At 63.2% G+C, this 20682-nt stretch carries 23 protein-coding genes; 2 read left to right on the forward strand and 21 right to left on the reverse strand.

Annotated elements, in window-relative coordinates; genetic code table 11:
• Positions 1–176: 176 nt before the first annotated feature.
• Positions 177–341, reverse strand: coding sequence for a hypothetical protein (locus F0311_RS18180; RefSeq protein WP_191089972.1), 165 nt, complete (start codon positions 339–341; stop codon positions 177–179).
• Between the two features lie 389 nt (positions 342–730).
• Positions 731–1414: a DUF998 domain-containing protein gene (locus tag F0311_RS15515; protein ID WP_150462860.1), complete on the reverse strand. Its 684-nt coding sequence runs from the start codon at positions 1412–1414 to the stop codon at positions 731–733.
• A 77-nt stretch (positions 1415–1491) separates the two neighbouring features.
• Between F0311_RS15515 and F0311_RS15520 the strand changes: the two genes are divergently transcribed.
• Together F0311_RS15520 and F0311_RS15525 are read left to right on the forward strand one after the other, a co-directional pair.
• Positions 1492–2139 carry a TetR/AcrR family transcriptional regulator gene (locus F0311_RS15520; RefSeq protein WP_150462861.1) on the forward strand — a complete coding sequence of 216 codons (648 nt, stop codon included), beginning with the start codon at positions 1492–1494 and terminating at the stop codon, positions 2137–2139.
• A 146-nt stretch (positions 2140–2285) separates the two neighbouring features.
• Positions 2286–2792 (forward strand): GyrI-like domain-containing protein, encoded by a 507-nt coding sequence (locus tag F0311_RS15525; RefSeq protein ID WP_150462862.1) that lies wholly within the window; start codon positions 2286–2288, stop codon positions 2790–2792.
• Positions 2793–2996: 204 nt separating this feature from the next.
• Here the strand turns inward: F0311_RS15525 and F0311_RS15530 are convergent, their stop codons facing one another.
• The 19 genes from F0311_RS15530 to F0311_RS15620 form a co-directional block, all read right to left on the reverse strand.
• On the reverse strand, positions 2997–3464 hold the full coding sequence (locus F0311_RS15530) for a GNAT family N-acetyltransferase (RefSeq protein WP_150462863.1): 468 nt from the start codon (positions 3462–3464) through the stop codon (positions 2997–2999).
• A 640-nt stretch (positions 3465–4104) separates the two neighbouring features.
• Positions 4105–5289, reverse strand: coding sequence for a methionine adenosyltransferase (gene metK, locus F0311_RS15535; protein ID WP_150462864.1), 1185 nt, complete (start codon positions 5287–5289; stop codon positions 4105–4107).
• A gap of 55 nt (positions 5290–5344) precedes the next feature.
• On the reverse strand, positions 5345–6661 hold the full coding sequence (locus F0311_RS15540) for a bifunctional phosphopantothenoylcysteine decarboxylase/phosphopantothenate synthase (RefSeq protein ID WP_150462865.1): 1317 nt from the start codon (positions 6659–6661) through the stop codon (positions 5345–5347).
• A gap of 13 nt (positions 6662–6674) precedes the next feature.
• Positions 6675–6938 (reverse strand): DNA-directed RNA polymerase subunit omega, encoded by a 264-nt coding sequence (gene rpoZ / locus F0311_RS15545; RefSeq protein WP_150462866.1) that lies wholly within the window; start codon positions 6936–6938, stop codon positions 6675–6677.
• Positions 6939–6946: 8 nt separating this feature from the next.
• A complete protein-coding gene (gene gmk, locus F0311_RS15550; protein WP_150462867.1) occupies positions 6947–7531 on the reverse strand; it encodes a guanylate kinase in 585 nt (194 codons plus the stop codon).
• Complete coding sequence (gene mihF / locus F0311_RS15555) at positions 7531–7851, reverse strand: integration host factor, actinobacterial type (RefSeq protein ID WP_150462868.1); 321 nt, start codon at positions 7849–7851, stop codon at positions 7531–7533. Before mihF ends, gmk begins: the two co-directional genes overlap by 1 nt.
• Before the next feature lie 116 nt (positions 7852–7967).
• Positions 7968–8834, reverse strand: a complete 867-nt coding sequence (gene pyrF / locus F0311_RS15560) for an orotidine-5'-phosphate decarboxylase (protein ID WP_150462869.1) — start codon at positions 8832–8834, stop codon at positions 7968–7970.
• Positions 8831–12199 carry a carbamoyl-phosphate synthase large subunit gene (carB, locus tag F0311_RS15565; protein WP_150462870.1) on the reverse strand — a complete coding sequence of 1123 codons (3369 nt, stop codon included), beginning with the start codon at positions 12197–12199 and terminating at the stop codon, positions 8831–8833. The genes pyrF and carB overlap by 4 nt, the downstream gene beginning before the upstream one ends.
• Positions 12192–13469, reverse strand: coding sequence for a glutamine-hydrolyzing carbamoyl-phosphate synthase small subunit (gene carA / locus F0311_RS15570; protein ID WP_150462871.1), 1278 nt, complete (start codon positions 13467–13469; stop codon positions 12192–12194). Before carA ends, carB begins: the two co-directional genes overlap by 8 nt.
• A complete protein-coding gene (locus F0311_RS15575) occupies positions 13466–14059 on the reverse strand; it encodes a PH-like domain-containing protein (RefSeq protein WP_223881419.1) in 594 nt (197 codons plus the stop codon). Before F0311_RS15575 ends, carA begins: the two co-directional genes overlap by 4 nt.
• Positions 14056–15384 (reverse strand): dihydroorotase, encoded by a 1329-nt coding sequence (locus tag F0311_RS15580; RefSeq protein WP_150462872.1) that lies wholly within the window; start codon positions 15382–15384, stop codon positions 14056–14058. Before F0311_RS15580 ends, F0311_RS15575 begins: the two co-directional genes overlap by 4 nt.
• Entirely contained in the window at positions 15381–16361 is a 981-nt protein-coding gene (locus F0311_RS15585; RefSeq protein ID WP_150462873.1) for an aspartate carbamoyltransferase catalytic subunit, read from the reverse strand. Before F0311_RS15585 ends, F0311_RS15580 begins: the two co-directional genes overlap by 4 nt.
• A complete protein-coding gene (gene pyrR / locus F0311_RS15590) occupies positions 16358–16921 on the reverse strand; it encodes a bifunctional pyr operon transcriptional regulator/uracil phosphoribosyltransferase PyrR (RefSeq protein WP_150462874.1) in 564 nt (187 codons plus the stop codon). Before pyrR ends, F0311_RS15585 begins: the two co-directional genes overlap by 4 nt.
• Before the next feature lie 227 nt (positions 16922–17148).
• Positions 17149–17616, reverse strand: a complete 468-nt coding sequence (nusB, locus tag F0311_RS15595) for a transcription antitermination factor NusB (protein ID WP_150462875.1) — start codon at positions 17614–17616, stop codon at positions 17149–17151.
• Positions 17603–18166, reverse strand: a complete 564-nt coding sequence (gene efp / locus F0311_RS15600) for an elongation factor P (RefSeq protein WP_150462876.1) — start codon at positions 18164–18166, stop codon at positions 17603–17605. Before efp ends, nusB begins: the two co-directional genes overlap by 14 nt.
• Positions 18167–18391: 225 nt before the next feature.
• A complete protein-coding gene (locus F0311_RS15605; protein ID WP_150462877.1) occupies positions 18392–19480 on the reverse strand; it encodes a hypothetical protein in 1089 nt (362 codons plus the stop codon).
• A gap of 349 nt (positions 19481–19829) precedes the next feature.
• Positions 19830–20024 (reverse strand): NUDIX domain-containing protein, encoded by a 195-nt coding sequence (locus F0311_RS18840; RefSeq protein WP_150462878.1) that lies wholly within the window; start codon positions 20022–20024, stop codon positions 19830–19832.
• Positions 20018–20242 (reverse strand): hypothetical protein, encoded by a 225-nt coding sequence (locus F0311_RS15615; protein ID WP_150462879.1) that lies wholly within the window; start codon positions 20240–20242, stop codon positions 20018–20020. Before F0311_RS15615 ends, F0311_RS18840 begins: the two co-directional genes overlap by 7 nt.
• 39 nt (positions 20243–20281) lie before the next feature.
• On the reverse strand, positions 20282–20542 hold the full coding sequence (locus F0311_RS15620) for a hypothetical protein (protein ID WP_150462880.1): 261 nt from the start codon (positions 20540–20542) through the stop codon (positions 20282–20284).
• Between the last annotated feature and the right edge of the window lie 140 nt (positions 20543–20682).

The raw sequence follows: 20682 nt of genomic DNA on the forward strand, positions 1-20682 counted from the left end.
GCCAAGACCCACCTGTCACAGCTGGCTTATGGTGCGCACAGCGGCGAGGAGATCGTCTTGTCCAAGGCTGGCAAGCCTTGGGCTTGGCTGGTGCCGCGCAGCGCCAGTGAAACCGGTGAGCCCAGCGGCATAGCAGTACCCGCTCAGCAGACATCCCTCAATCCTGCCGCGGCTGTTCAGTGGAGGTGGCGGTCACTAAGCAGCATGGAGTCCTTGAGAAGCTCATTGCCGGTTACGTGCACATCCCAGTCAGTACGGTTGAACTCCTGATTGGCCAGCAGGAGATGCAGTTCCTCCTCGACAGCCTTGCCATAGGCATCCACCCGCCGAGCATGTCCCACGATCCGGTAGCCCAGAGTCGAGGAGACCCTCCGTGAGGGCTTGTTCCAGGCGATTGAGTTCGGCGTCGAAGTGGTCGAAGGCCCGCAGAAGCACCGCTGCCCACATCTCCTTACCCAGGTCCTGGCCCTGATGGTCGCGGCGCATAACGCGAAAGGGGGCCACACGCTCTCCAACGACAGTGAGGGGGCGTCTTTGGAAACCTTGAACTCTGTGATGTAGCGAACCTTGCTGGGGTCTTGAGAGGTGAAAGGGAGATGATCACCATGACACTGCCTACTATGAGGCTGCTCGAAGCCGAACTGCCACCAAGGAAAGCCGCAGTGACCATAGGGTAGTTGGATTGCAAGAAATCTCTAGCGTGTGCTTGAAAGTCAGAAATATCGACCACTTAGGACTCTTTTGCCGTCCTGTCACCGTCAGGGTGTGGGACTGTTCGATATGCATACAGTGATGCGCCGGCGAGCCACACGAATCCCATGACCACTGCGATCCATAGCAGAAGGACGCCGGCTGGCATCGTGCTCAGCGTTGCCCCACCAACGAATCCTAGTGTCACGACGAGACCGGCGAGGATGGAGAGAAGCCTGCCGCGTCCTGACTCTCGAGACTGGCACCACGAGGAGAAGACGACGGCAGCAGCGGCCAGCATCAGGAATCCGATGCCGCCGAAGGCTAGGTGCAGTATCCCACTGGTCGAGACTGCTGCCTCGGCTCCGGGCAGGAACCCCTCCACAGCGTCCGGGGGGAAGAGGCCACCGCCGATGAGGCTAGCTCCGTAAGCTGCAATCAGAATCAGCAATGTACGTGCCCTTGCAGGGCCCTCGACACTGCGCCCCATTCCCCATGCAGCGAAAATGACCATGATGCCGGCAAGAATCAGATTGATTCTCTGGATCCATCCCGTCTCGGTCAGCATGAGCAGGCTGAGAGCGTGTTGAGAAAACTCAAACTCCGGACGAAGGAGCGCGTGAACCACCCCGACGAAGATGTAGAACGGGCCTGCGACTATCCCCCACCCCAGCATTGATCGGGTGATGGCGGCGCGCGTATTGAATGTGGGCGATGTGGCCATGGTTGTTGCTTCCTCCTGTTACACTCGTAAGTGCAGAAATACACTAGTTAGTTTCCGTAAGAATTCGCAAGGGGAGCATGTCCGGGAGTTCTGATGCCGACCCAAGGATCGAACGATCTCGATCCCTGATCACCGCAGCGGCGATCAAAGAATTCTCAGTCCACGGTTACATCGGGGCCAGCCTCGATGACGTGGCGAAGCGGGCGGGTGTCTCGAAGAAGACGATCTACAACGTCTTCCGGGACAAAGAGCAGTTGTTCCGTGATGTGGCTGCAGACTCGATTCGAACTGCCGAAACCTACGCATCCCGTACTGCCGAGACGCTTTTGAAGGTTCCTGAGGTGGAGCCTCACTTGCGGGAAGCGATAGTTGAGTTAGCGATCACCGTGCTCACCGGCCAGGTGGTCCCGATTCGACGGCTGGTGATAGGTGAGATCCATCGTTTTCCAGAGTTAGCAGAAGAGTACTACGAGCGTGCCCCGGGGCTGGTGATGCGCACCCTTGCCCGAGTGCTTGCCCGACTGGACTCCAGCGGGGAGCTTGATGTCCCGGATGCTCATTTGGCCTCCGAGCACCTGGCTTTCTTGGTGTTGGGCCCAGGCATGGACCGTGCTCTCTTCCAGGCCCCAGAGCTGATGGATGTGAGTGTCGAGGGGGTGGAAGCCAGAGCACATGCTGCATTCGATGCGTTCCTCGCCATCTACCTCCCAAAGCGCAGTACATAACCCAGCCTCAGACAGCAAAAAGTGGTCACGACTTCCTCTATAGGAAACTGGATTCCTCAGTGGTTGACCTTGCCCCTGGGGAAAGCATTTAACTGAGAGCAGGGGGCGAATCCATCACCGTTACTCCTCACGAAAGGATGATCACTATGTCAATCGAGATCTCGGCCCAAGAACGAAAGGCCACTGCTTATGTTGGTCTCCCTGTTAGTGCCCACTTGTCCGAGTTCGGGGCACCTGGTGGACCGAACGAGAAGATTCCACGGGTCTACCAGTGGCTCGCGGAGCACGGCGTCTCACCTTTGGGTGGACCCATGTACATCTATCGTCACCTGGACGAGCATCGTCATGACCCGGCAGATCTGACCGTCGGAGTTCCGATTGCAGAGCCCGTCGTGCCGACCAGCGGCCTCGTGTTCGACACCCTTCCTGAGGGTACGTACATCGTTGGCCGTCATGTGGGGTCACCAGACACCATTTCAGCCTCTATCAGACAAGTGCGTGAATGGGCGGAGGTACACAGGTATCTTCTCCCAATGACTCAACGACACAAGGGAACACTGTGGACAGGTTTCGTTGAGCATTTCCTCACCGATCCCAGCGAGGAGCCCGATCCCTCTAAATGGATAACCGAGCTTCTATTCAAAACTGCCTGAGTGCCGTCGCATCTCACAGCGTTCGAAGCCGTGCAACTGTGTGCCTCCCAGCTCGGCCTCAGCCCTGTCGCCCCCCTAGAGAGGTCTACTCCGCCGAGCCTGAAGACTCGATGCCGCGTTGCGAAGTGACCCTTCCGGTAGCTAAGAAACCCGACTAGAAGCAATCTCAGCTACCGTTGCAATTGGGTCCTCTCATCAAGCCGGTTAAGCTTTCGTGGGTTTCCTATGGAGATAATCTGTTTCACAATATGCAGAAAGTTCCTTGCGCATGCAAATTCTGGGCCACCTATCCAGGCCGAGGTCTGCTTCCTTACGACGGATTGCGGCCAGGCCAGGGGTGACATTCTCTACCCTGAGCTCCACGAACCCCAGACGCCTGTAGTACGGCGCGTTCCATGGAACTTCAACGAACGTTGTCAATGTCAGCCCATCGTAGGAGTTCGCAACTGCGCACTCGGCAGCTTTCTCGATGAGTCGGCCACCAAGCCCTCTCCGCGAAAAATCTGTGTGTACTGACACCTGCTCAATATGCAGTGCTCCGTCCACAGGCTCGGCTAAGAGATAGGCAACTGGTACATCGAACTCATTGGGCGCAACCAGCGCCCAGCCTGCCCTTCTGTACCTGTCGAGTTCCTCAATGCTCGGAGGAGCGTCGTCTGCAACCTCTGACATGCCCACAGAGTGAAAAACCTGACCTGCAACTCGTTCAATCTCCTGGAGCTCGGGCAGATCATCGACCACGGCCGTACGAACGGGAATCACCAATCGTCCTCCACATCAGTTATGAAAATTCAGAGGGCAGGGCCGACACAGAACAACTCCTTCAACTTCACCAGCCAAGAGCTATTCAAGCCTTGCTAAGGAGCAAGTGCGGGCATGCCAAAGAGAGACGAGGCCCTGACACCGCACACATTGTACAATCTAATGGTTGTATTTTTTGATACCCAACCACGCTGTCCCAAGCCATCATGTCTTCCTCCGAACGCGCATGTAGACCTTGGCGGTTCACGGTATCGTTCAGTCCTCTACTAGTAAGTGGTACGGGAACTTCACCACTGAGCATCACAACCCTTTCGACAGGATACTGACAGCGCAGAGTCAGGGCGAAAAACTTCCCCTGATCACAAAGGATCTTGCTTTCACAGAGTTCGGCACTGCCACACTGCGATGAGGGCCATAGACGGCCCGAAGCCGCCCTCGGTGTTCAGAACCTGGCCGACCATCCGGCGGCCCTCGTCGGAGACCAGCCAGGCAATAAGCCGCACCGAATCGTCCGGCTGTTCCTCCCGATCAGAGCCGTCCGTCGGTCAGCTCAGGCATTGAAGAAGGACTTCAGGGCCTCGACCCGGTTCAGCTGCTCCCAGGGGAACTGATCCTGGCCGAAGTGACCGTTCTTAGCAGTCTCAGTGTAGATGGGTCGCTTGAGGTCGAGGTCCTCGATGATGCCCAGCGGGCGCAGGTCGAAGACCTCGCGGATCGCACTGCTGATCGCGGCAGGGTCTACCTGTTCGGTGCCGAAGGTCTCTACGTATACCCCCACCGGCTGGGCCCGGCCGATGGCGTAGGCGATCTGAATCTCAGCTCGGTCGGCGAGTCCGGCGGCCACCACGTTCTTGGCCACCCAGCGCATGGCGTAGGCCGCGGAGCGATCCACCTTGGAGGGGTCCTTGCCGGAGAAGGCCCCGCCACCGTGCCGGGCGAAGCCCCCGTAGGTGTCCACGATGATCTTGCGGCCGGTCAGACCAGCATCACCCACCGGTCCGCCGATCACAAAGGGCCCTGAGGGGTTGATGATCTCCTGCAGCCCGCCCAAATCGAGCCCGCTGGCCTCCACCACCGGCGTGATCACTGCCGCGGAGATGTCTGCCCACAGCTGGGACTGCTCAATCTCGGCGATGTGCTGGGTAGAGACCACCACGGTGTCCAGACTGACTGGGCGCTCCCCGTCGTAGCCGATGGTTACCTGCGTCTTGCCGTCGGGGCGCAGGTACTCCAGCTCCCCGTTCTGCCTGAGCTCGGTCAACCGTGCGGAAAGTCTGTGCGCCAGGGCGATCGGGGTGGGCATAAAACTTGCGGTCTCATTGGTGGCGTAGCCGAACATAATGCCTTGATCCCCCGCGCCCTGGGCATCCCGGGGATCCTCGGCCTCTGCAACGGGCTTGAACACGCCCTTGAAGATTTCCGGGGACTGCTGCCCAATGCTGATGTTCACCCCCACCCGCTCACCGTCGAATCCGTTGGCGGAAGAGTCGTAGCCGATGTCGACCAGGGTCTGCCGCACAATCCGGGGAATCTCCACATACCCGCTGGTGGTGACCTCTCCGGCCACCTGGACCAGTCCGGTGGTGGTCAGCGCTTCTACCGCCACCCGGGAGTCGGGGTCCACCGCCAGCAGGGCGTCCAAGATGGAGTCGGAGACCTGGTCGCAGATTTTGTCCGGATGCCCGATAGTCACCGATTCGGAGGAGAACAGCCGCAGCGAGTCAGAGTTGGTCACCGGCTCATCCTAACCCCCAGGCCCGAACTCTCAGGCTGCTTAAGGTCATCTGTGTTCATGTGCTGGGAGGGAGACTGCTGAGCAGCGCAGTCGCAGAGCGTACGACGACGCCCGCAGCCTCCTGTTTGCCCCCAGCAAAGTGCACTGGTTGGTCTTGGTCCAGGGCTGATTGGGCGGTCTCGGAGGCGAGGATGTGGATCTCAGTGTCCTCCTGGCCGAAGACCAGGTTCTCCCCCACCCGGTTGAGCACCAGCAGGTCACAGCCCTTGCGAGCCAGCTTCTGCTGGGCCAGTTGGAGAGGCTCAGTATTCTCATCGCCGGTCTCGGCAGCGAAGCCGACAATCACAGCGGGCCCGGTGCCGGTCTGGGCCCGGCGCTGGACAGTCTCGGCGAGGATATCCGGGTTCCGGACCAGGGTGATGGTGGGGGCGGCGTCGTCATCGGTCTTCTTGATCTTGGCAGCGGCGTAGTCGGCGGGCCGGAAGTCAGCCACGGCGGCGGCCATGATGAGCACATGGGCCTTCTCGGTCTCAATGCGGACTGCGCCCTGAAGCTCAGCGGCGGTCTCAACGGGGACGACCTCGACTCCGCGGAGTTCAGGCCCGGGGGCCTGATCCATCACGCCGGCGATCAGAGTGACCTCGGCCCCAGCGGCACGGGCGGCACGGGCCAGGGCGAGGCCCTGCTTGCCGGAGGACCGGTTGCCCAGGTAGCGCACCGGGTCCAGTGGTTCACGGGTTCCGCCGGCGGTGACCACGACTTTCCTGCCCAGCAGCGGAGGCTGTCCCGCGTGGTCAGGGGCGTAGAAGGTGCCTGCTCGCGGCGCATCGGCATAAGCGGGGCGGCGGGGTTCCAGCAGCTGGTCGATCCGAGCCTTGATCTGCTCGGGCTCGGGGAGCCGGCCGGGGCCGGAGTCCTTGCCGGTGAGCCGCCCGGAGGCAGGCTCCATCACCTCGATGCCGCGCTCTCGCAGCACCGAGACGTTCTCCTCAGCAGCCGGATTGCGCCACATTTCGGTGTGCATGGCCGGAACCAGCAGTTTGGGGGCCTCGGAGGCCAACAGGGTGGAGGTGAGCAGGTCGTTCGCCATGCCGGCGCGAATGCGGGCCAGCAGGTCTGCGGTGGCTGGTGCCACCACGATCAGATCGGCCTCCTGGCCCAGGCGCACGTGCCGGACTTCATCGACCCCCTCAAACACCGAGGTGGTGACCGGCCGACCGCTGATCGCCTCCCAGGTGGCCCGTCCTACAAACTCCAGCGAGGCCGGAGTGGGGATGATGTCTACCTGGTGGCCGTCCTCAGTGAGGAGCCTGGCCAGCAGCACCGCCTTATACGCAGCGATACCGGCCGAAACGCCTAGGACGATGCGCATACTCTGCGCCTAGTTAGGCGGCGGCCTCAGAGATCGGCCTGGAGACCAACAGATCTTCATTCACTTCGCGCAAAGCGATGGACAGCGGCTTCTCATTGAGCTTGGTGTCCACCAGCGGGCCGATGTGCTCGAAGAGACCCTCGTGCAGCTGAGCGTAGTAGTTGTTGATCTGGCGGGCCCGTTTGGCGGCGAAGAGAACCAGGGCGTACTTGGACTCCGCCTTGGTCACCAGGTCATCGATGGGCGGGTCAATAATTCCTTCAAGCTGCTCAGTCACAAAGTTCCTTATGCGTTGGTGGTCAATTCTATGCCCATACGGGCGATAAGCTCTCTCGCGGCGCGGTCCACACTGTCATTGATAATGGTGACATCGAACTCCGATTCTGCCGCGAGTTCTATTCTAGCGGTTTCCAGCCGACGCTGCTGCTCCTCCTCAGATTCGGTGCCTCGGCCGATCAGCCGGTGCACCAGGTCATCGAAGGTAGGCGGAGCCAAGAACACGAACTGGGCCTCGGGCAGCTTCTGGCGGACCTGGCGGGCGCCCTGCAGGTCAATCTCCAGCAGCACGTTCTTCCCCTCAGTCAGGGCTTCCTCCACGGTGGAGCGCAGGGTGCCGTAGCGGTGCTTCTTGTGCACCACGGCCCATTCCAGGAAGGCATCCTCGGCCAGCAGCGCATCGAATTGCTCCTCGCTGAGGAACAGGTAGTCCTCTCCGTGGATCTCACCGTTGCGGGCTGGCCGGGTGGTGGCGGAGACGGAGAAGTGCACCTGGGGGAAGGTGGTACGGATGTACCTGCTCAGGGTGGATTTTCCCACCGAAGTGGGACCGGCGAGCACAGTGACTCGCGGTGTGGCATCAGTGTTCGGCATCAAGCCAATTCTGCCAGATACTCCGCAAGGGCTCTGCACTGTTTGACGCCGAGCCCGCCGAGCCGGCGGTTGACTGAGATGCCCAGATCTTCCAAGATTCTGGTGGCGGTAACCCGCCCCACACCGGGCAGGGCTTCCAGCAGTTCGATGGTCTTGAGCCTTGCCACCGCATCTGAGCCCTCTGCCCGTTTCAGCACCGCTTCAAAGCTCAGGGTTCCGGCGCCGAAGCCTCGTTTGACCTCGGCGCGCTCAGAGCGTGCCGCCAGCGCCTTCTTCCGCGCAGTGTCTCGCTCTTCCTGGGTCAGTTCTCGCAGTGCCACTACCTTCTCCTTCACTTGCGTTGCGCCCAGCCGGACATTCCTATGTGCCAGAATCTAGCGGCAATTTGTGAATGGGGCAATAGGGAGTGACACTGATGCAGCTTTTTTAGCCGGTGTCATCCCAGGTCAGCGCGTGATGACTCGATGGCTGAGACCAGATCTGCCTGCTGCGGGCCGGCGGCGAGAATACCTCTGGATGAGCTGACCAGCACCTGGGGCCAGGCTGAACCAAAGCCTGTGCGCAGCTGCTGGGCAATAGCACCCTGGACCCCGTAGCCCGGTGCCAGCAGCGGGGGTCGGCCGGCAGTGAGGTCAATACCGTGCTGACCGGCCAGATGTGCGGTGGTGGCCCCGACCACAAGTCCGATGCTGCCCAATGGCTGGTCGGCATAGACAACGTTCGACGACGCAGCCTGCTCCACTATCTGCCCAGCCACTGTGCTCTGCCCCACCTCAGTGCGAGAGTGCCCCTGAGCCAGCTGCACCTGCTGACCCTCCGGGTTGGAGGTCAGAGCCAGCACAAAGAGGCCGGCACCGTAGCGGTGAGCAGCCTGCACTGCAGGGCTCAGCGACCCGAATCCCAGATAGGGGCTCACGGTGAGTGCGTCCACGGCGAAGTCCTTCTCCGGGTTCAACCAGGCTTCGGCATAGGCAGCCATGGTGGAGTCGATATCCCCACGTTTGGCATCACCCAGCACCAGCAGGCCCGCTGACCTGGCGGAGGTGATGATCTCCGCCAGAGCCTGCATCCCAGCTGCCCCATAGTTCTCGAAGAACGCAACCTGGGGCTTGACCACCCCGACCCGGCCGGCAGCAGCCTCAATGATCCGCTCGCCGAACTCTTTCAGCCCGGCGCCGTTCTCGGGCAGCCCCCAGTCTCGGAGGATCTCCGGGTGCGGGTCGATGCCCACGCAGAGGTGGCCGTAGCGGTCTAACGCCTCGGCGAGCCGGGCTCCGAAAGGTGGGCGGGGCGGCGTCGTCATTTTGCTCCTTCCACTGCCAGGCCAGCCTGATGAAGGGCCGCGGCGTGCTCCTGCAGTGAGGCCACCGACCAACTGTGGGTGCGCTGAGCCTCGATCGCCTGGACTGCGGCGCCGAACTCGGCGATTGTGGTGATCACCGGAACCCCCAGACTGGTGGCCGCAGCTCGGATCTCGTAGCCGTCGCTGCGGGCGTCCCCGCCGGTGGGAGTGTTGATGATCAAGGCGATCTTACCGGACTCCACCAGGGGCAGCACAGTGCCCTGCCCCTGCGGAGTGTCAGCGATCTTGTCCACCACCTCGCAGCTGATGCCGTTTCGGCGCAGCACATCGGCGGTGCCGCCGGTGGAGACGATGGAAAAGCCCAGATCGGTGAGCCGCTTGACCGGCATGATGACTCCGCGCTTATCCCTGTTGGCCACAGAGACGAAGGCCTTACCCGAGGTGGGCAGGGGGTTGTTGGCCGCCAGCTGGGACTTGGCAAAGGCGGTGTCGAAATGGGTATCGATGCCCATCACCTCACCGGTGGAGCGCATCTCCGGGCCCAGCAGGGAGTCCACCACCCGGCCCTCCGGGGTGCGGAACCGGGCGAAGGGCAGCACAGCCTCTTTGACGGCCACCGGTGCCGCAGGAGGCAGCAGGGAGCCATCGCCGGTGACTGGCAGCAGGCCTGCGGCGGTATGCCCGGAACCAGCCCGCAGCTGGGCTATGGTGACCCCGGTGCCGATCAGTGCGGCGGCTTTGGCCAGCTGGACCCCGGTGGCCTTGGAGACGAACGGCACAGTGCGGGAGGCCCGTGGGTTGGCCTCGATCACGTAGAGCACATCTGAGGCCACTGCGAACTGGATATTGATCAGGCCGCGCACCCCCACTCCTTCAGCGATGACGGCGGTGGCCTCACGGACCCGCTGGAGCACATCGGGACCCAGAGTGATCGGCGGCAGTACGCAGGCGGAGTCACCGGAGTGGATGCCTGCCTCCTCGATGTGCTCCATGATCCCGCCGAGGTAGAGGTCCTGGCCGTCGTAGAGGGCATCCACGTCCACCTCTATAGCGTCCTCCAGGAACCGATCCACCAGTACCGGGTGCTCGGGGGTAACCTCGGTGGCGTTGGCGATGTAGCGCTCCAGGCCAGGCTCGTCGTAGACGATCTCCATACCGCGCCCGCCCAGCACATAGCTGGGGCGCACCAGGACGGGGTAGCCGATGGTATCGGCCACCGCTTTGGCGTCCTCAAAGCTGACCGCAGTGCCGTTCTTGGGAGCGATCAGGCCTCCTGCCTGCAGCACCTGGTCGAAGCGCCCGCGCTCCTCGGCGAGGTCGATGGCCTCCGGGGAGGTGCCCAGAATCGGCACCCCGGCATCGGCCAGCTGCTGAGCCAGCTTCAGCGGAGTCTGCCCGCCCAGCTGCACGAAGACTCCGGCCACTCCCCCGGTGCGCTGCTCGGCGGCGATGACCTCGAGCACATCCTCCAGGGTCAACGGCTCGAAGTAGAGCCTGGTGGAGACGTCGTAGTCGGTGGAGACGGTCTCCGGGTTGCAGTTGACCATGACCGTCTCGTAGCCGGCCTCGCGCAGGGCCATCGTGGCGTGCACGCAGGAGTAGTCGAACTCGATGCCCTGGCCGATCCGGTTGGGCCCGGAGCCCAGGATGATCACCGAGGGCTCCTCATGCGGTTCGATCTCGTCCTCCAGGTCGTAGCTGGAGTAGTGGTAAGGGGTGAAAGCGGGGAACTCGGCGGCGCAGGTGTCCACGGTCTTGAACACCGGCCGGACCCCCAGAGCGTGCCGGACTCCGCGCACCACTGCTGGGTCCATCTTCCGCAGCTGACCGATCTGAACATCAGAGAAGCCATGCCGTTTGGCGGTGCGCAGGGCTGCCTCATCCAGGGCGGGGGCAGCGCGGAGCTGCTGAGCAGTCTCATTGATCAGCTGGATCTGGTCCAGGAACCAGGGATCGATGGCGGTGATCCGATGGATCTCCTCCAGCTCCGCTCCGGCCAGCAGGGCCTGCTGCACCTGGTAGAGCCGCTCGGTGGTGGCGGTGGCCATCTTCTCCAGAAGTGAGGGAAGAACGGCGGCGTCCGTTGGCTCGCTTCCTGAAGAATCCGACGGATCCCCAGCTCGCTCCCTTACCTCGAAGGAGAACTGACTGCCGCGCTGCTCCAAGGAGCGCAGCGCCTTCTGCAGGGCCTCGGTGAAGCTGCGTCCGATCGCCATCGCCTCGCCCACCGACTTCATCGTGGTGGTCAGGGTGGGATCGGCCGCCGGGAACTTTTCGAAGGCGAAGCGCGGCACCTTGACCACCACGTAGTCCAGGGTGGGTTCGAAGCTGGCCGGGGTCTTCTGGGTGATGTCATTGGGGATCTCGTCCAGGGTGTAGCCCACCGCCAGCTTGGTGGCGATCTTGGCGATGGCGAAGCCGGTGGCCTTCGAGGCCAGCGCGGAGGAGCGGGAGACCCGGGGGTTCATCTCGATGACCACCACCCGGCCGGTATCAGGCTCCACGGCGAACTGGATATTGCAGCCTCCGGTGTCCACCCCGACCTCACGGATCACGTTGATCGCGATATCGCGCAGCTTCTGGTACTCCCGGTCGGTGAGCGTCATGGCCGGGGCCACGGTGATCGAGTCTCCGGTGTGCACGCCCACCGGATCGAAGTTCTCAATGGAGCAGACCACGACGACGTTGTCATTGGCGTCGCGCATCATCTCCAGCTCGTACTCCTTCCAGCCGAGGATGGACTCCTCCAGGAGCACCTCAGTGGTGGGTGAGTACTGCAGGCCGGCGCCGGCGATGCGGTGCAGATCCTCCTGGTTGTAGGCCATTCCGGAGCCGAGTCCGCCCATGGTGAAGCTGGGCCGGACCACCACCGGGTACCCGAGGTCCTTGACCGCCTCCAGGGCCTCCTCCATGGAGTGCACGATGGCGGATTTGGCGGACTCCGCCCCGGAGCGCTCCACCACGCCTTTGAACTTCTCCCGGTCCTCACCGAGTTCGATGGCCGCGATATTGGCCCCGATCAGCTCCACCCCGTACTCGCCCAGAGTGCCGTTCTTATCCAAGGCGATCGCGGTGTTCAGAGCGGTCTGCCCGCCCAGGGTGGGCAGCAGGGCGTCGGGGCGCTCCTTGGCGATGATCTTGGCCACCACTTCGGGGCTGATCGGCTCCACGTAGGTGGCGTCGGCGAACTCCGGGTCGGTCATGATGGTGGCCGGGTTGGAGTTGACCAGGATCACCCGGATGCCCTCCTCCTTGAGCACGCGCAGCGCTTGTGTGCCGGAGTAGTCGAACTCGGCGGCCTGGCCGATCACGATCGGCCCGGAGCCGATGACCAGCACGGAGTTGAGGTCAGCGCGCTTAGGCATGGGCGGATGGTCTCCTGTCGCTCGGGGGAAGGGTGTCAGCTCCGGTGGCGTCCTGGCCGGCCTGGTGCGCCTGGATGAGCCCCACGAACCGGTCGAAGAGGTAGGCGGAGTCATGCGGCCCGGCTGCAGCCTCCGGGTGGTACTGGACGCTGAAGGCGGGGATGTCCAGGCAGCGCAGGCCTTCCACCACGTGGTCGTTCAGGGAGCTGTGGCTGACCTGGACCCGGCCGTAGCGGGATTCCGGGGCGGTCACCATCTCCCCCACTGGGGCGTCCACTGCGAAGCCGTGGTTCTGGCTGGTGATCTCCACCTTCCCGGTGGCATGGTCCATCACCGGTTGGTTGATGCCGCGATGGCCGAAGGGAAGCTTATAGGTGCCGAAGCCCAGGGCGCGGCCCAGGATCTGGTTGCCGAAGCAGATGCCGAAGAACGGGGTGCGGGAGTCCAGCACCTCACGCAGCAGCCCGATCTGGGTGCTGGCGGTGGCCGGATCGCCGGGCCCGTTGGAGAGGAACACTCCGTCAGGGTTCAGCGCCTGGATCTCAGCGAATCTGGTGGTGGCCGGCAGCACATGCACGCGCAGCCCTCGTTCGGCCATCCGCACCGGAGTCATGTTCTTCAGCCCCAGGTCAATGGCAGCCACCGTGCCCAGCGGCTGGCGCGGGGTTCCATCGGGCTCAGCCCATCCGTGGTCAGCAGGATCGATCACATAGGCCTGCTCTGCGGTGACCTCCTCGGCCAGGCGGGCGCCGAGCATATCGGGCTGGGTGAGCACTGCGTTGAGCAGCTCTGCGGCCGGACGTGGGGCTCCGGCGTCGTCGTAGAGAGCCTCGCCGGAGAAGATGCCGGCCTTCATCGCGCCTCTGTCACGCAGGTGCCGAGTAACCGCCCGGGTGTCCACATCCTTGATGCCGACGATGCCCTGGGTCACAAGCTCATCCTCCAGGCTGCGCACACTGCGCCAGTTCGAAGGGCGGCGGGAGGCATCGCGAACCACATAGCCGGCCACCCAGATGCGGCGGGATTCGGGGTCCTCGTCGTTGATGCCGGTATTGCCGATATGCGGTGCGGTCTGCACCACGATCTGACGGGCGTAGCTGGGGTCGGTGAGGGTCTCCTGGTAGCCGGTCATCCCGGTGGAGAAGACGGCCTCCCCCAGGGTCTGACCGGCAGCTCCGTAGGCGGTGCCCTCATAGACTGTGCCGTCCTCCAGCACCAGCAGCGCAGTATCGGTTCCAGCGGCGCCGGCCTTCACGCCTAAAGTCGTCATGCGGAAGTCTCTCTTTCGGTCAGTGCTGTCAGCTCGGCCATCAGGGAGCGGGCCTCCTCGGCGCGGCGCGGTCGGAAGCCGGTGTCCAGGGCATGCTCGCCCAGGGCCCAGCCCAGAATGATCGCCCCGTCCTTTTCCACGAATTTGCCGACCATGCCCCGGTCAGTCCGCGCATAGGCGAGATCTGTGGCGGGGATGAAGAGGTTGCGGGCCCCGGCACGGAAGATCGCCACCCCCTGGTCGTGGACCTCCACCCGGCCGGTGGTGCGCAGGCCCAGCTGGTGAACCGCAATCCGGTCTAGGTACTCGCCACCGGTCACGGTGCCGATCACCATGCCCTCAGCTGCTGCTCGGGGTTCAGCCTCCAGCAGCTCACCGGGGACATCCTGCGGCTCGGGCACATCAGACTGGCGGCGCTTGCGGTTGCGCCAGCCCAGCCAGAGCGCCAGACAGAACAGCACGACGACGCCCAGCGAGATCCACAGATAGTTCAGGTAGGTGCCGGTCATCTCCAGGTTGCGGGTCAGGGCTGGACCCTGAGGCATGAGGGCTGAGACATGATGAGTCAGTGCCGGCAGCTGGTGAGTCACGGTGCGCTCCTTCCGCTGCGGCTTATGGTCAGCTCCCCCTGGTGGAGCACCTGGTGCCCGCCGAGGAAGGTATGGATGACCTGCCCGGGAAGCTCCAGACCGCGGAAGGGTGAGTTGCGCCCCTTGGTGGCGTGGTTCTCGGGAGTGATGGTGATCCTGGCGTTGGGGTCTACCAGGATGAGGTTGGCCGGTTCGCCTGCTTCCAGCGGCCGGCCCTGACGGCTGTGCCCGTAGATCTCGGCAGGACGGGTGGAGGTGATCTCGGCAAAGCGACGCCAGCTGATCAGTCCGGTCTCCACCATGGCGTGCTGCACGGCGTTCAGGGCGGTCTCCAGACCGGTCATGCCCATGGCGGCCTGGGCCCATTCGCATTCCTTGGCCTGATCGGGGTGCGGGGCGTGGTCGGTGCCTACTGCATCGATGACACCCTCGGCCAGGGCTTCGCGCAGGGCCAGGGTGTCGGCCTCGGTACGCAGCGGCGGATTGACCTTATACACCGGGTTGTAGGTGGCGACCAGGTCATCGGTGAGCATCAGATGATGCGGGGTGACCTCTGCGGTGACCTGGATGCCGCGGCCCTTGGCCCAGCGGAGGATCTCCACTGATCCCTTGGTCGATACATGGCAGATATGCAGCCGTGCTCCCACATAGTCGGCCAGCAGCACATCCCGGGCGATGATGGCCTCCTCGGCCACAGATGGCCAGCCGGGCAAGCCGAGGGTGGCGGAGACCCTGCCCTCATTCATCTGGGCGGGGTGCTCGGTCTCCCATGCAGTGAGCTCGGCGTCCTGGGCGTGCTGGGCGATGAACCCGTCAATGGTCTTCACATATTCCAGGGCGCGGCGCATCAGCTGGGCGTTGTTCACACACTGCCCGTCATCGGAGAACATTCGGACAGCGGCAGCCGATTCGGCCATTGCGCCGAGCTCAGCCAGAGTCTTACCGGCCAGTCCCTTGGTGACCGCGCCCACCGGGTAGACCTCGGTCCAGCCGGAGTCCAGTCCCAGGCGGTGGACCTGCTCCACCACTCCTGCGGTGTCAGCCACCGGAGAGGAGTTGGCCATGGCGTGCACTGCGGTGAACCCGCCCTTGGCTGCGGCCCGGCTTCCGGTCTCCACGGTTTCGGCGTCCTCACGGCCGGGTTCGCGCAGATGGGTGTGCAGGTCCACCATGCCGGGCAGGGCGATCAGTCCGGCGGCGTCGATGACCTCCGCCTCAGTCTCCTGAAGACTCTCCCCCACCTGGGCGATGATTCCGTCGCGGATCAGCAGGTCCTTCGGCGCCTCGCCGTAGGGCTTGGCGCCAGTGATCAGATAAGCGGTCATCGGGGGTCTCCTGTCAGCAGAAGGTGGAGCACTGCCATGCGTACGGCCACCCCGTTGGTGACCTGTTCGGTGATGCGGGTCTGTGCGGAGTCAGCTGCCGCGGCAGAGATTTCAACTCCTCTATTCATCGGCCCCGGATGCAGGATCAGCGCTGGGGCTTCGGTTTCGCCCAGCCTCAGCTGCTGCACAACGGTGAGCCTTTCATCGGTGAGTCCCCAGCGTCGGCTGTACTCCGCGGCAGTGGGGAAGAATGCCCCACCCATCCGTTCGGCCTGAACGCGCAGCATCATCACTGCATCCGGGGCCGCGACCAGGGCCTCATCCAGGTTGTAGTGCACGGTGACTGGCCAGTGCTCCACGCCCAGCGGGAGCAGGGTGGCAGGTGCCGCGAAATGCACCTCGGCGCCCAGGGTGCGCAGCAGCCAGACGTTGGAGCGGGCCACCCGGGAGTGCAGGATGTCTCCGACGATCAGCACCCGCATTCCGCTCAGGTCTGTACCACGGGGGCTGGCGCTGCCGTGGGCTGCTGCCCAGTCCCGGCGCAGGGTCAGTGCATCCAGCAGTGCTTGGGTGGGATGTTCGTGAGTGCCGTCCCCGGCGTTGATCACTGCGGCCTCAGACCAGTCGGAGGCGGCCAGTTGGGCGGCGGCGCCGGCTGCCGAGTGGCGGATGACGATCGCATCTGCACCCATCGCGTCCAGAGTCTGCACGGTGTCCTTGAGCGACTCGCCCTTGGAGACTGAGGAGCCCTTAGCGGAGAAGTTCACCACATCGGCGGAGAGGCGTTTGGCGGCGGCCTCGAAGGAGACCCGGGTGCGGGTGGAGTCCTCATAGAAGAGGTTGACCACGGTGCGTCCGCGCAGGGTGGGGAGCTTCTTGACCTCCCGTGAGGTGACGGCGGCCATCTCCTCTGCGGTGTCCAGGATGGCCAAGGCGTCGTGGTACTTCAGCCCCTCGGTGGCGAGTAGGTGCTTCACCGGTTAATCACCACTTCCTCGGCTTCCGGGCTGATGCCGTCGATCTGGGCGATGCGCACGGTGACCCGTTCGTGGCGGGCGGTGGGGATGTTCTTGCCCACGTGATCGGCGCGGATGGGCAGCTCGCGGTGGCCGCGGTCCACCAGGACGGCGAGCCTGACCACTGCGGGGCGGCCGTAGTCGGCCAGGGCGTCCAGGGCTGCGCGGATAGTGCGTCCGGAGTAGAGCACATCGTCCACCAGCACCACGGTGGCTGCGTCGATGCCGGCGGCTGGCAGCGTGGTGGGTTCAGGTGTACGTGCCCCTGAAGTGCGCAGGTCATCCCGGTACATGGTGATATCCAGTGCGCCCAGGGAGTGCTCTGGGTCGAAAGCGGGATCGATGGTGCCCAGTTTGGCGCCCAGTCGCTGGGCCAGGGGGACGCCGCGGCGCGGGATGCCCAGAATGATCAGGCCCTCGGTGCCGCGCTGGGCTTCCACGATCTCGTGGGCAATCCGGGTCAGGGCACGGTCAATGTCCGATGCTGCCATGACCTGGGCAGTCTCAGATGAGTGACTCATCGTATTGACTCCTTCCTCGCCTCACAGGACGACCTTTAAAGGAGCGGCGCTAGTTCCGGCGGCGCGCGCATGTCGCGCTCGCCTCACCATGAGGTGGCCTGCACAGCCGCTGGAACGTCTGCACGGGTCCCAGACCTCGTGGTTCCTGTTCCGCTGACGCGGAACTTCACGTCTAAGGTCGGCATATCGCTACGCTCGTGCCTCAGCCGTAAACTTTACCCACCTTATCAGCCCAACGTGGGTTTGAGCTTCTGCAGGCGACCGAGCAGACCGTGCACAAAACGCGGGGAATCGTCGGTGGAGAATTCTCTGACCAGGGCGACTGCCTCGTTGACGGCTACATCGTCAGGGATCTCCTGGTTGTGCAGCAGTTCCCAGGCGCCGATCCGCAGTGCCATCAGGTCCACTCGGGGCATCCGGTCCAGGGTCCAGCCGCGGGCGTAGGTGGCCAGCAGCTCATCAATGTCTTCCTGGTGCTCGCTGACTCCCGCCACCAGAGTGCGCACGTAGGGGTTGAAGTCGATTTCGCCCTTCTGGGCCCGGTTCTCCAGCACCTCGAGCGCGTCCGCTTCCCGGCGTTCGGCCTCGAAGAGCACCTCCAACGCACGCTGCCGGGCTTTGGTCCGGGTCTTCTTCCCAGGGTTGTTTCCTGCGGTGGGCGGCGTCGTGCCCTTTCCCTGATCAGTCGGTGACACGGCCGAGGTATTCGGAGGTGGAGGTGTTGACCTTGACTTTGGTGCCCTGCTCCACGAACAGCGGCACCTGGATCTCGTGGCCGGTCTCCAGGGTGGCCGGTTTGGTACCGGCCTTCGAGCGGTCCCCCTGCAGGCCCGGGTCGGTCTGGGTGATCTCCAGGACCACGGAGGGCGGCATCTCCAGGTAGAGCGGGGTGCCTTCGTTCATGGCGATGGTGACCTCCTGGGACTCCAAGAGGAAGTTGGCGGCCTCGCCGACAACCTCTGCCGGCACGGTGATCTGGTCGTAGTCGCGCAGGTCCATGAAGACGAAGTCCTCACCGTCCTGGTAGAGGTACTGGTAGTCAGAGCGGTCCACGGTGGCGAACTCGACCTTTGCGCCGGCATTGAAAGTCTTGTCGACCACCTTGCCGGAGGTGATGTTCTTCAGCTTGGTGCGGATGAAGGCCCCGCCCTTGCCGGGCTTGACGTGCTGGAACTCCTGGGTGTTCCACAGCTGGCCCTCCAGCTTGAGCACAGCACCGTTCTTGATGTCGTTCGAAGTTGCCACGTTTGGAGCTTCCTTGTTGTCCGTCAGCGATTCACCAGCAGACCATCCTACCCTCTCCCCGCTAACGGTCCCACCGCGGTCACCTCCCCACCAACGGTCCCACCGCGGTCACTTCCCCGCTAACGGTCCCGCCGCGGCCACCTCCCCGCACTTTTCATAGGGGTATCGGGATTTCATGATCCTATAGCCCCATGAAATCCCAAGATCTACATGAAAGGTGAGCGGTCAGGCGATCCGGGGCACACCCGCTCGGGTCAGCAGCCTCACCAGCCGACGGCGGCCTGGCTCCATCAGGTCCTCCCAGTAGAGTCGGACCACTGTGCGTCCCGTACTGCGAATGGCATCTTCACGGATCTTCTCTTGCCGAAATAGCGCATCAGGTGTCGAGCTCTCCTGCCGATACTTCAGCCATCCGTCAAACTCGATGACGACGCCAACCTCTTCCCAGCAGAAGTCCAGCCGATAGGTGCTTCCGTCAACGTGCACCAAAACCTGGAGCTGGGGCGGCGCAAACCCGAGCTCATGAAACCGCACTCTAGCCAGAGACTCACCAGGTGACTCCGACAGTGGCGAGGCGAAATCCAGCAGATCCTCAAACCGCCGGAGCTTGCGCTGCGAATTCAGCTGCTCCTGCGCCATCTCGCCAAGATGAGCCGGATCGACAGGAGGCCGACAAGAGCCCCCGCGCAGCGCGGCATCCAGCGCCACGATGGCTCCAGCAAACGGCAGTCGGGGTGCTGAGTCGATAAGACTCCCCTCCAGCGGTTCCACGTACACCAACCTGCGCAAGTCACGATCCTGCTGAGTTCCAGCCGCTGGAATGATCAGCCTCTGCTGCTCGCAGCCAAATGTGCCTCTGCTATCCAGATGCCTGACTGTAGCGAAACCCCGCAGCATGCGTGACGAGCCCTGACTCCTCTCGAGCGCGGCAACCTGCTGAGCACGCCGCAGGAATTCTGCAGCGGAAAGAGAACCGGTCATCGAGATCTGCGGACGGGTACGCACAGACCCTCGGTTCCGCACTCGCAGATGAACCTGAGCCGGCACGGCCAGCAGCGGGATGTCGTGGATGCTCAGCGCGGACTCGCGGCAGAAGACTGCATTGGGGTTCTGAAGACTCTCGGCGGCGATGGCCAGGCGATATCGGTCGGAGGGAAAGCTCTTCATCCACGCCTCCGTGGGCACATAGACACCACGCCGCAGTCGCAGCATCTTACCTTTGCGCAGGGCCACAGAGAGTGACTCAGATGAGTGGCTGCCGTCCTCTCGAGGGCAGGCAATCTGCAGTGGAATGACGTTCTGCTGTGTGTTCATAGCACTCAGCATTGCGCGCTTTAGAATCTTCTGCAGAGGATTTCCACAGATTGTGGATAACTTCAGAAACGTCCAGTTCTCAGCAGTAGGATGGCTGTGTACCCGTTGAGTCCCCACCCGGATCAGAGATTAATGGCGGTCTCGTAACGGAAGATCTCACCGATCAAGCTGGACTGCCCGCCCGTAAGGAAGTAAGCCTGTTCGATCGGTAACCAGAAGCTCTCGTTGGCTACGGGATCCCCTCCGCCGGTGGGGGTGATCTTCCAAAGACTCCCACCGCTCGGGAAGATCTTCGTCCGTCGCCATCAGGAAGAAGCGACGCGCCTCCACATTAAGCATCGGGGAGGAGTCAATAGCTGTCGGTGCCGAGATGACCCACTACGACGGCATCTACCCCTGTCTCCTCCTTCACTTCGCGAACGGCCGCTTGCTCGGTCTTCTCTCCATCTTCAACGGTGCCGCGGGCGTCTGAACGCCAGTCGCTTCGAGTAGGAGATCCCGGTGTCGGAATACCAGGAGTCTGCCGTTCTTCACCACCTAGCACACGACTTTTCGGGCGAAGCCCCGTGGGACCGACTTCGGCCGCTGCTCGCGTTCATGCTCTGACTTCGCCTGGGTCTCTGCACTTCGCCGACGCCCATCTTCGGGGACGTCGTCAATGGTGGAGAGGCGGCCTTCGGTGAACCGGATGCGATGCTCCACCCAGTCGTTCTCCTCGTCTTTAGGCACGAACCCGGTATAGATGCGGAGGTCGCCGTGCACATTAGGAACGTCCTCCCACCAGCTGCGTATGGAGCGGGATTACCCGCCGAGCAGGGCCTCGGCATCCTTTACCCACTCTCGCTCGTGCTTCTCCGCATGAAGATGACCGTCCTCAGTGACCTCATAGCGGTCCAGAAACTCACCGACCGCCTCCCGGTGGACCAGTCTGGCGAGATCCTTGGTCTGGAACGCCTCGTCCTGGGCTCGCGGCAGCGGATGCTTGCAGCGCACCTCATCGAACATTCCCACAGCGGCTCCCTGCTGCCCGACCTGTCGAGTCTGGTGCGCGATCTTACCCATGTCACGTCACCGCACCCACATCAGACGCCAGTGTTCATGTACTTCCTGAATAGTCATGCACCTATAAGTCCCTGAATCCCCGATAAGTACAGGAAAAGCGAGTCGCAGAAGGGAACAGCTGGGGTGGCAAGGTGCGGCCG

The organism is Nesterenkonia ebinurensis, from assembly GCF_008711175.1.
Lineage (GTDB): Bacteria > Actinomycetota > Actinomycetes > Actinomycetales > Micrococcaceae > Nesterenkonia > Nesterenkonia ebinurensis.

Excerpts from the sequence above, each read along its gene's own strand:
- F0311_RS15520 (WP_150462861.1), top strand. The coding sequence starts at position 1,492 with ATGTCCGGGAGTTCTGATGCCGACCCAAGGATCGAACGATCTCGATCC.
- carB (WP_150462870.1), bottom strand. The coding sequence starts at position 12,199 with ATGCCTAAGCGCGCTGACCTCAACTCCGTGCTGGTCATCGGCTCCGGG.
- F0311_RS15580 (WP_150462872.1), bottom strand. The coding sequence starts at position 15,384 with ATGACCGCTTATCTGATCACTGGCGCCAAGCCCTACGGCGAGGCGCCG.
- F0311_RS15620 (WP_150462880.1), bottom strand. The coding sequence starts at position 20,542 with ATGGGTAAGATCGCGCACCAGACTCGACAGGTCGGGCAGCAGGGAGCC.
- F0311_RS15530 (WP_150462863.1), bottom strand. The coding sequence starts at position 3,464 with ATGTCAGAGGTTGCAGACGACGCTCCTCCGAGCATTGAGGAACTCGAC.
- pyrF (WP_150462869.1), bottom strand. The coding sequence starts at position 8,834 with ATGACGACGCCGCCCCGCCCACCTTTCGGAGCCCGGCTCGCCGAGGCG.
- F0311_RS15605 (WP_150462877.1), bottom strand. The coding sequence starts at position 19,480 with ATGAACACACAGCAGAACGTCATTCCACTGCAGATTGCCTGCCCTCGA.
- F0311_RS15525 (WP_150462862.1), top strand. The coding sequence starts at position 2,286 with ATGTCAATCGAGATCTCGGCCCAAGAACGAAAGGCCACTGCTTATGTT.
- F0311_RS15515 (WP_150462860.1), bottom strand. The coding sequence starts at position 1,414 with ATGGCCACATCGCCCACATTCAATACGCGCGCCGCCATCACCCGATCA.
- F0311_RS15540 (WP_150462865.1), bottom strand. The coding sequence starts at position 6,661 with ATGCGCATCGTCCTAGGCGTTTCGGCCGGTATCGCTGCGTATAAGGCG.
- carA (WP_150462871.1), bottom strand. The coding sequence starts at position 13,469 with ATGACGACTTTAGGCGTGAAGGCCGGCGCCGCTGGAACCGATACTGCG.
- pyrR (WP_150462874.1), bottom strand. The coding sequence starts at position 16,921 with ATGAGTCACTCATCTGAGACTGCCCAGGTCATGGCAGCATCGGACATT.
- gmk (WP_150462867.1), bottom strand. The coding sequence starts at position 7,531 with ATGCCGAACACTGATGCCACACCGCGAGTCACTGTGCTCGCCGGTCCC.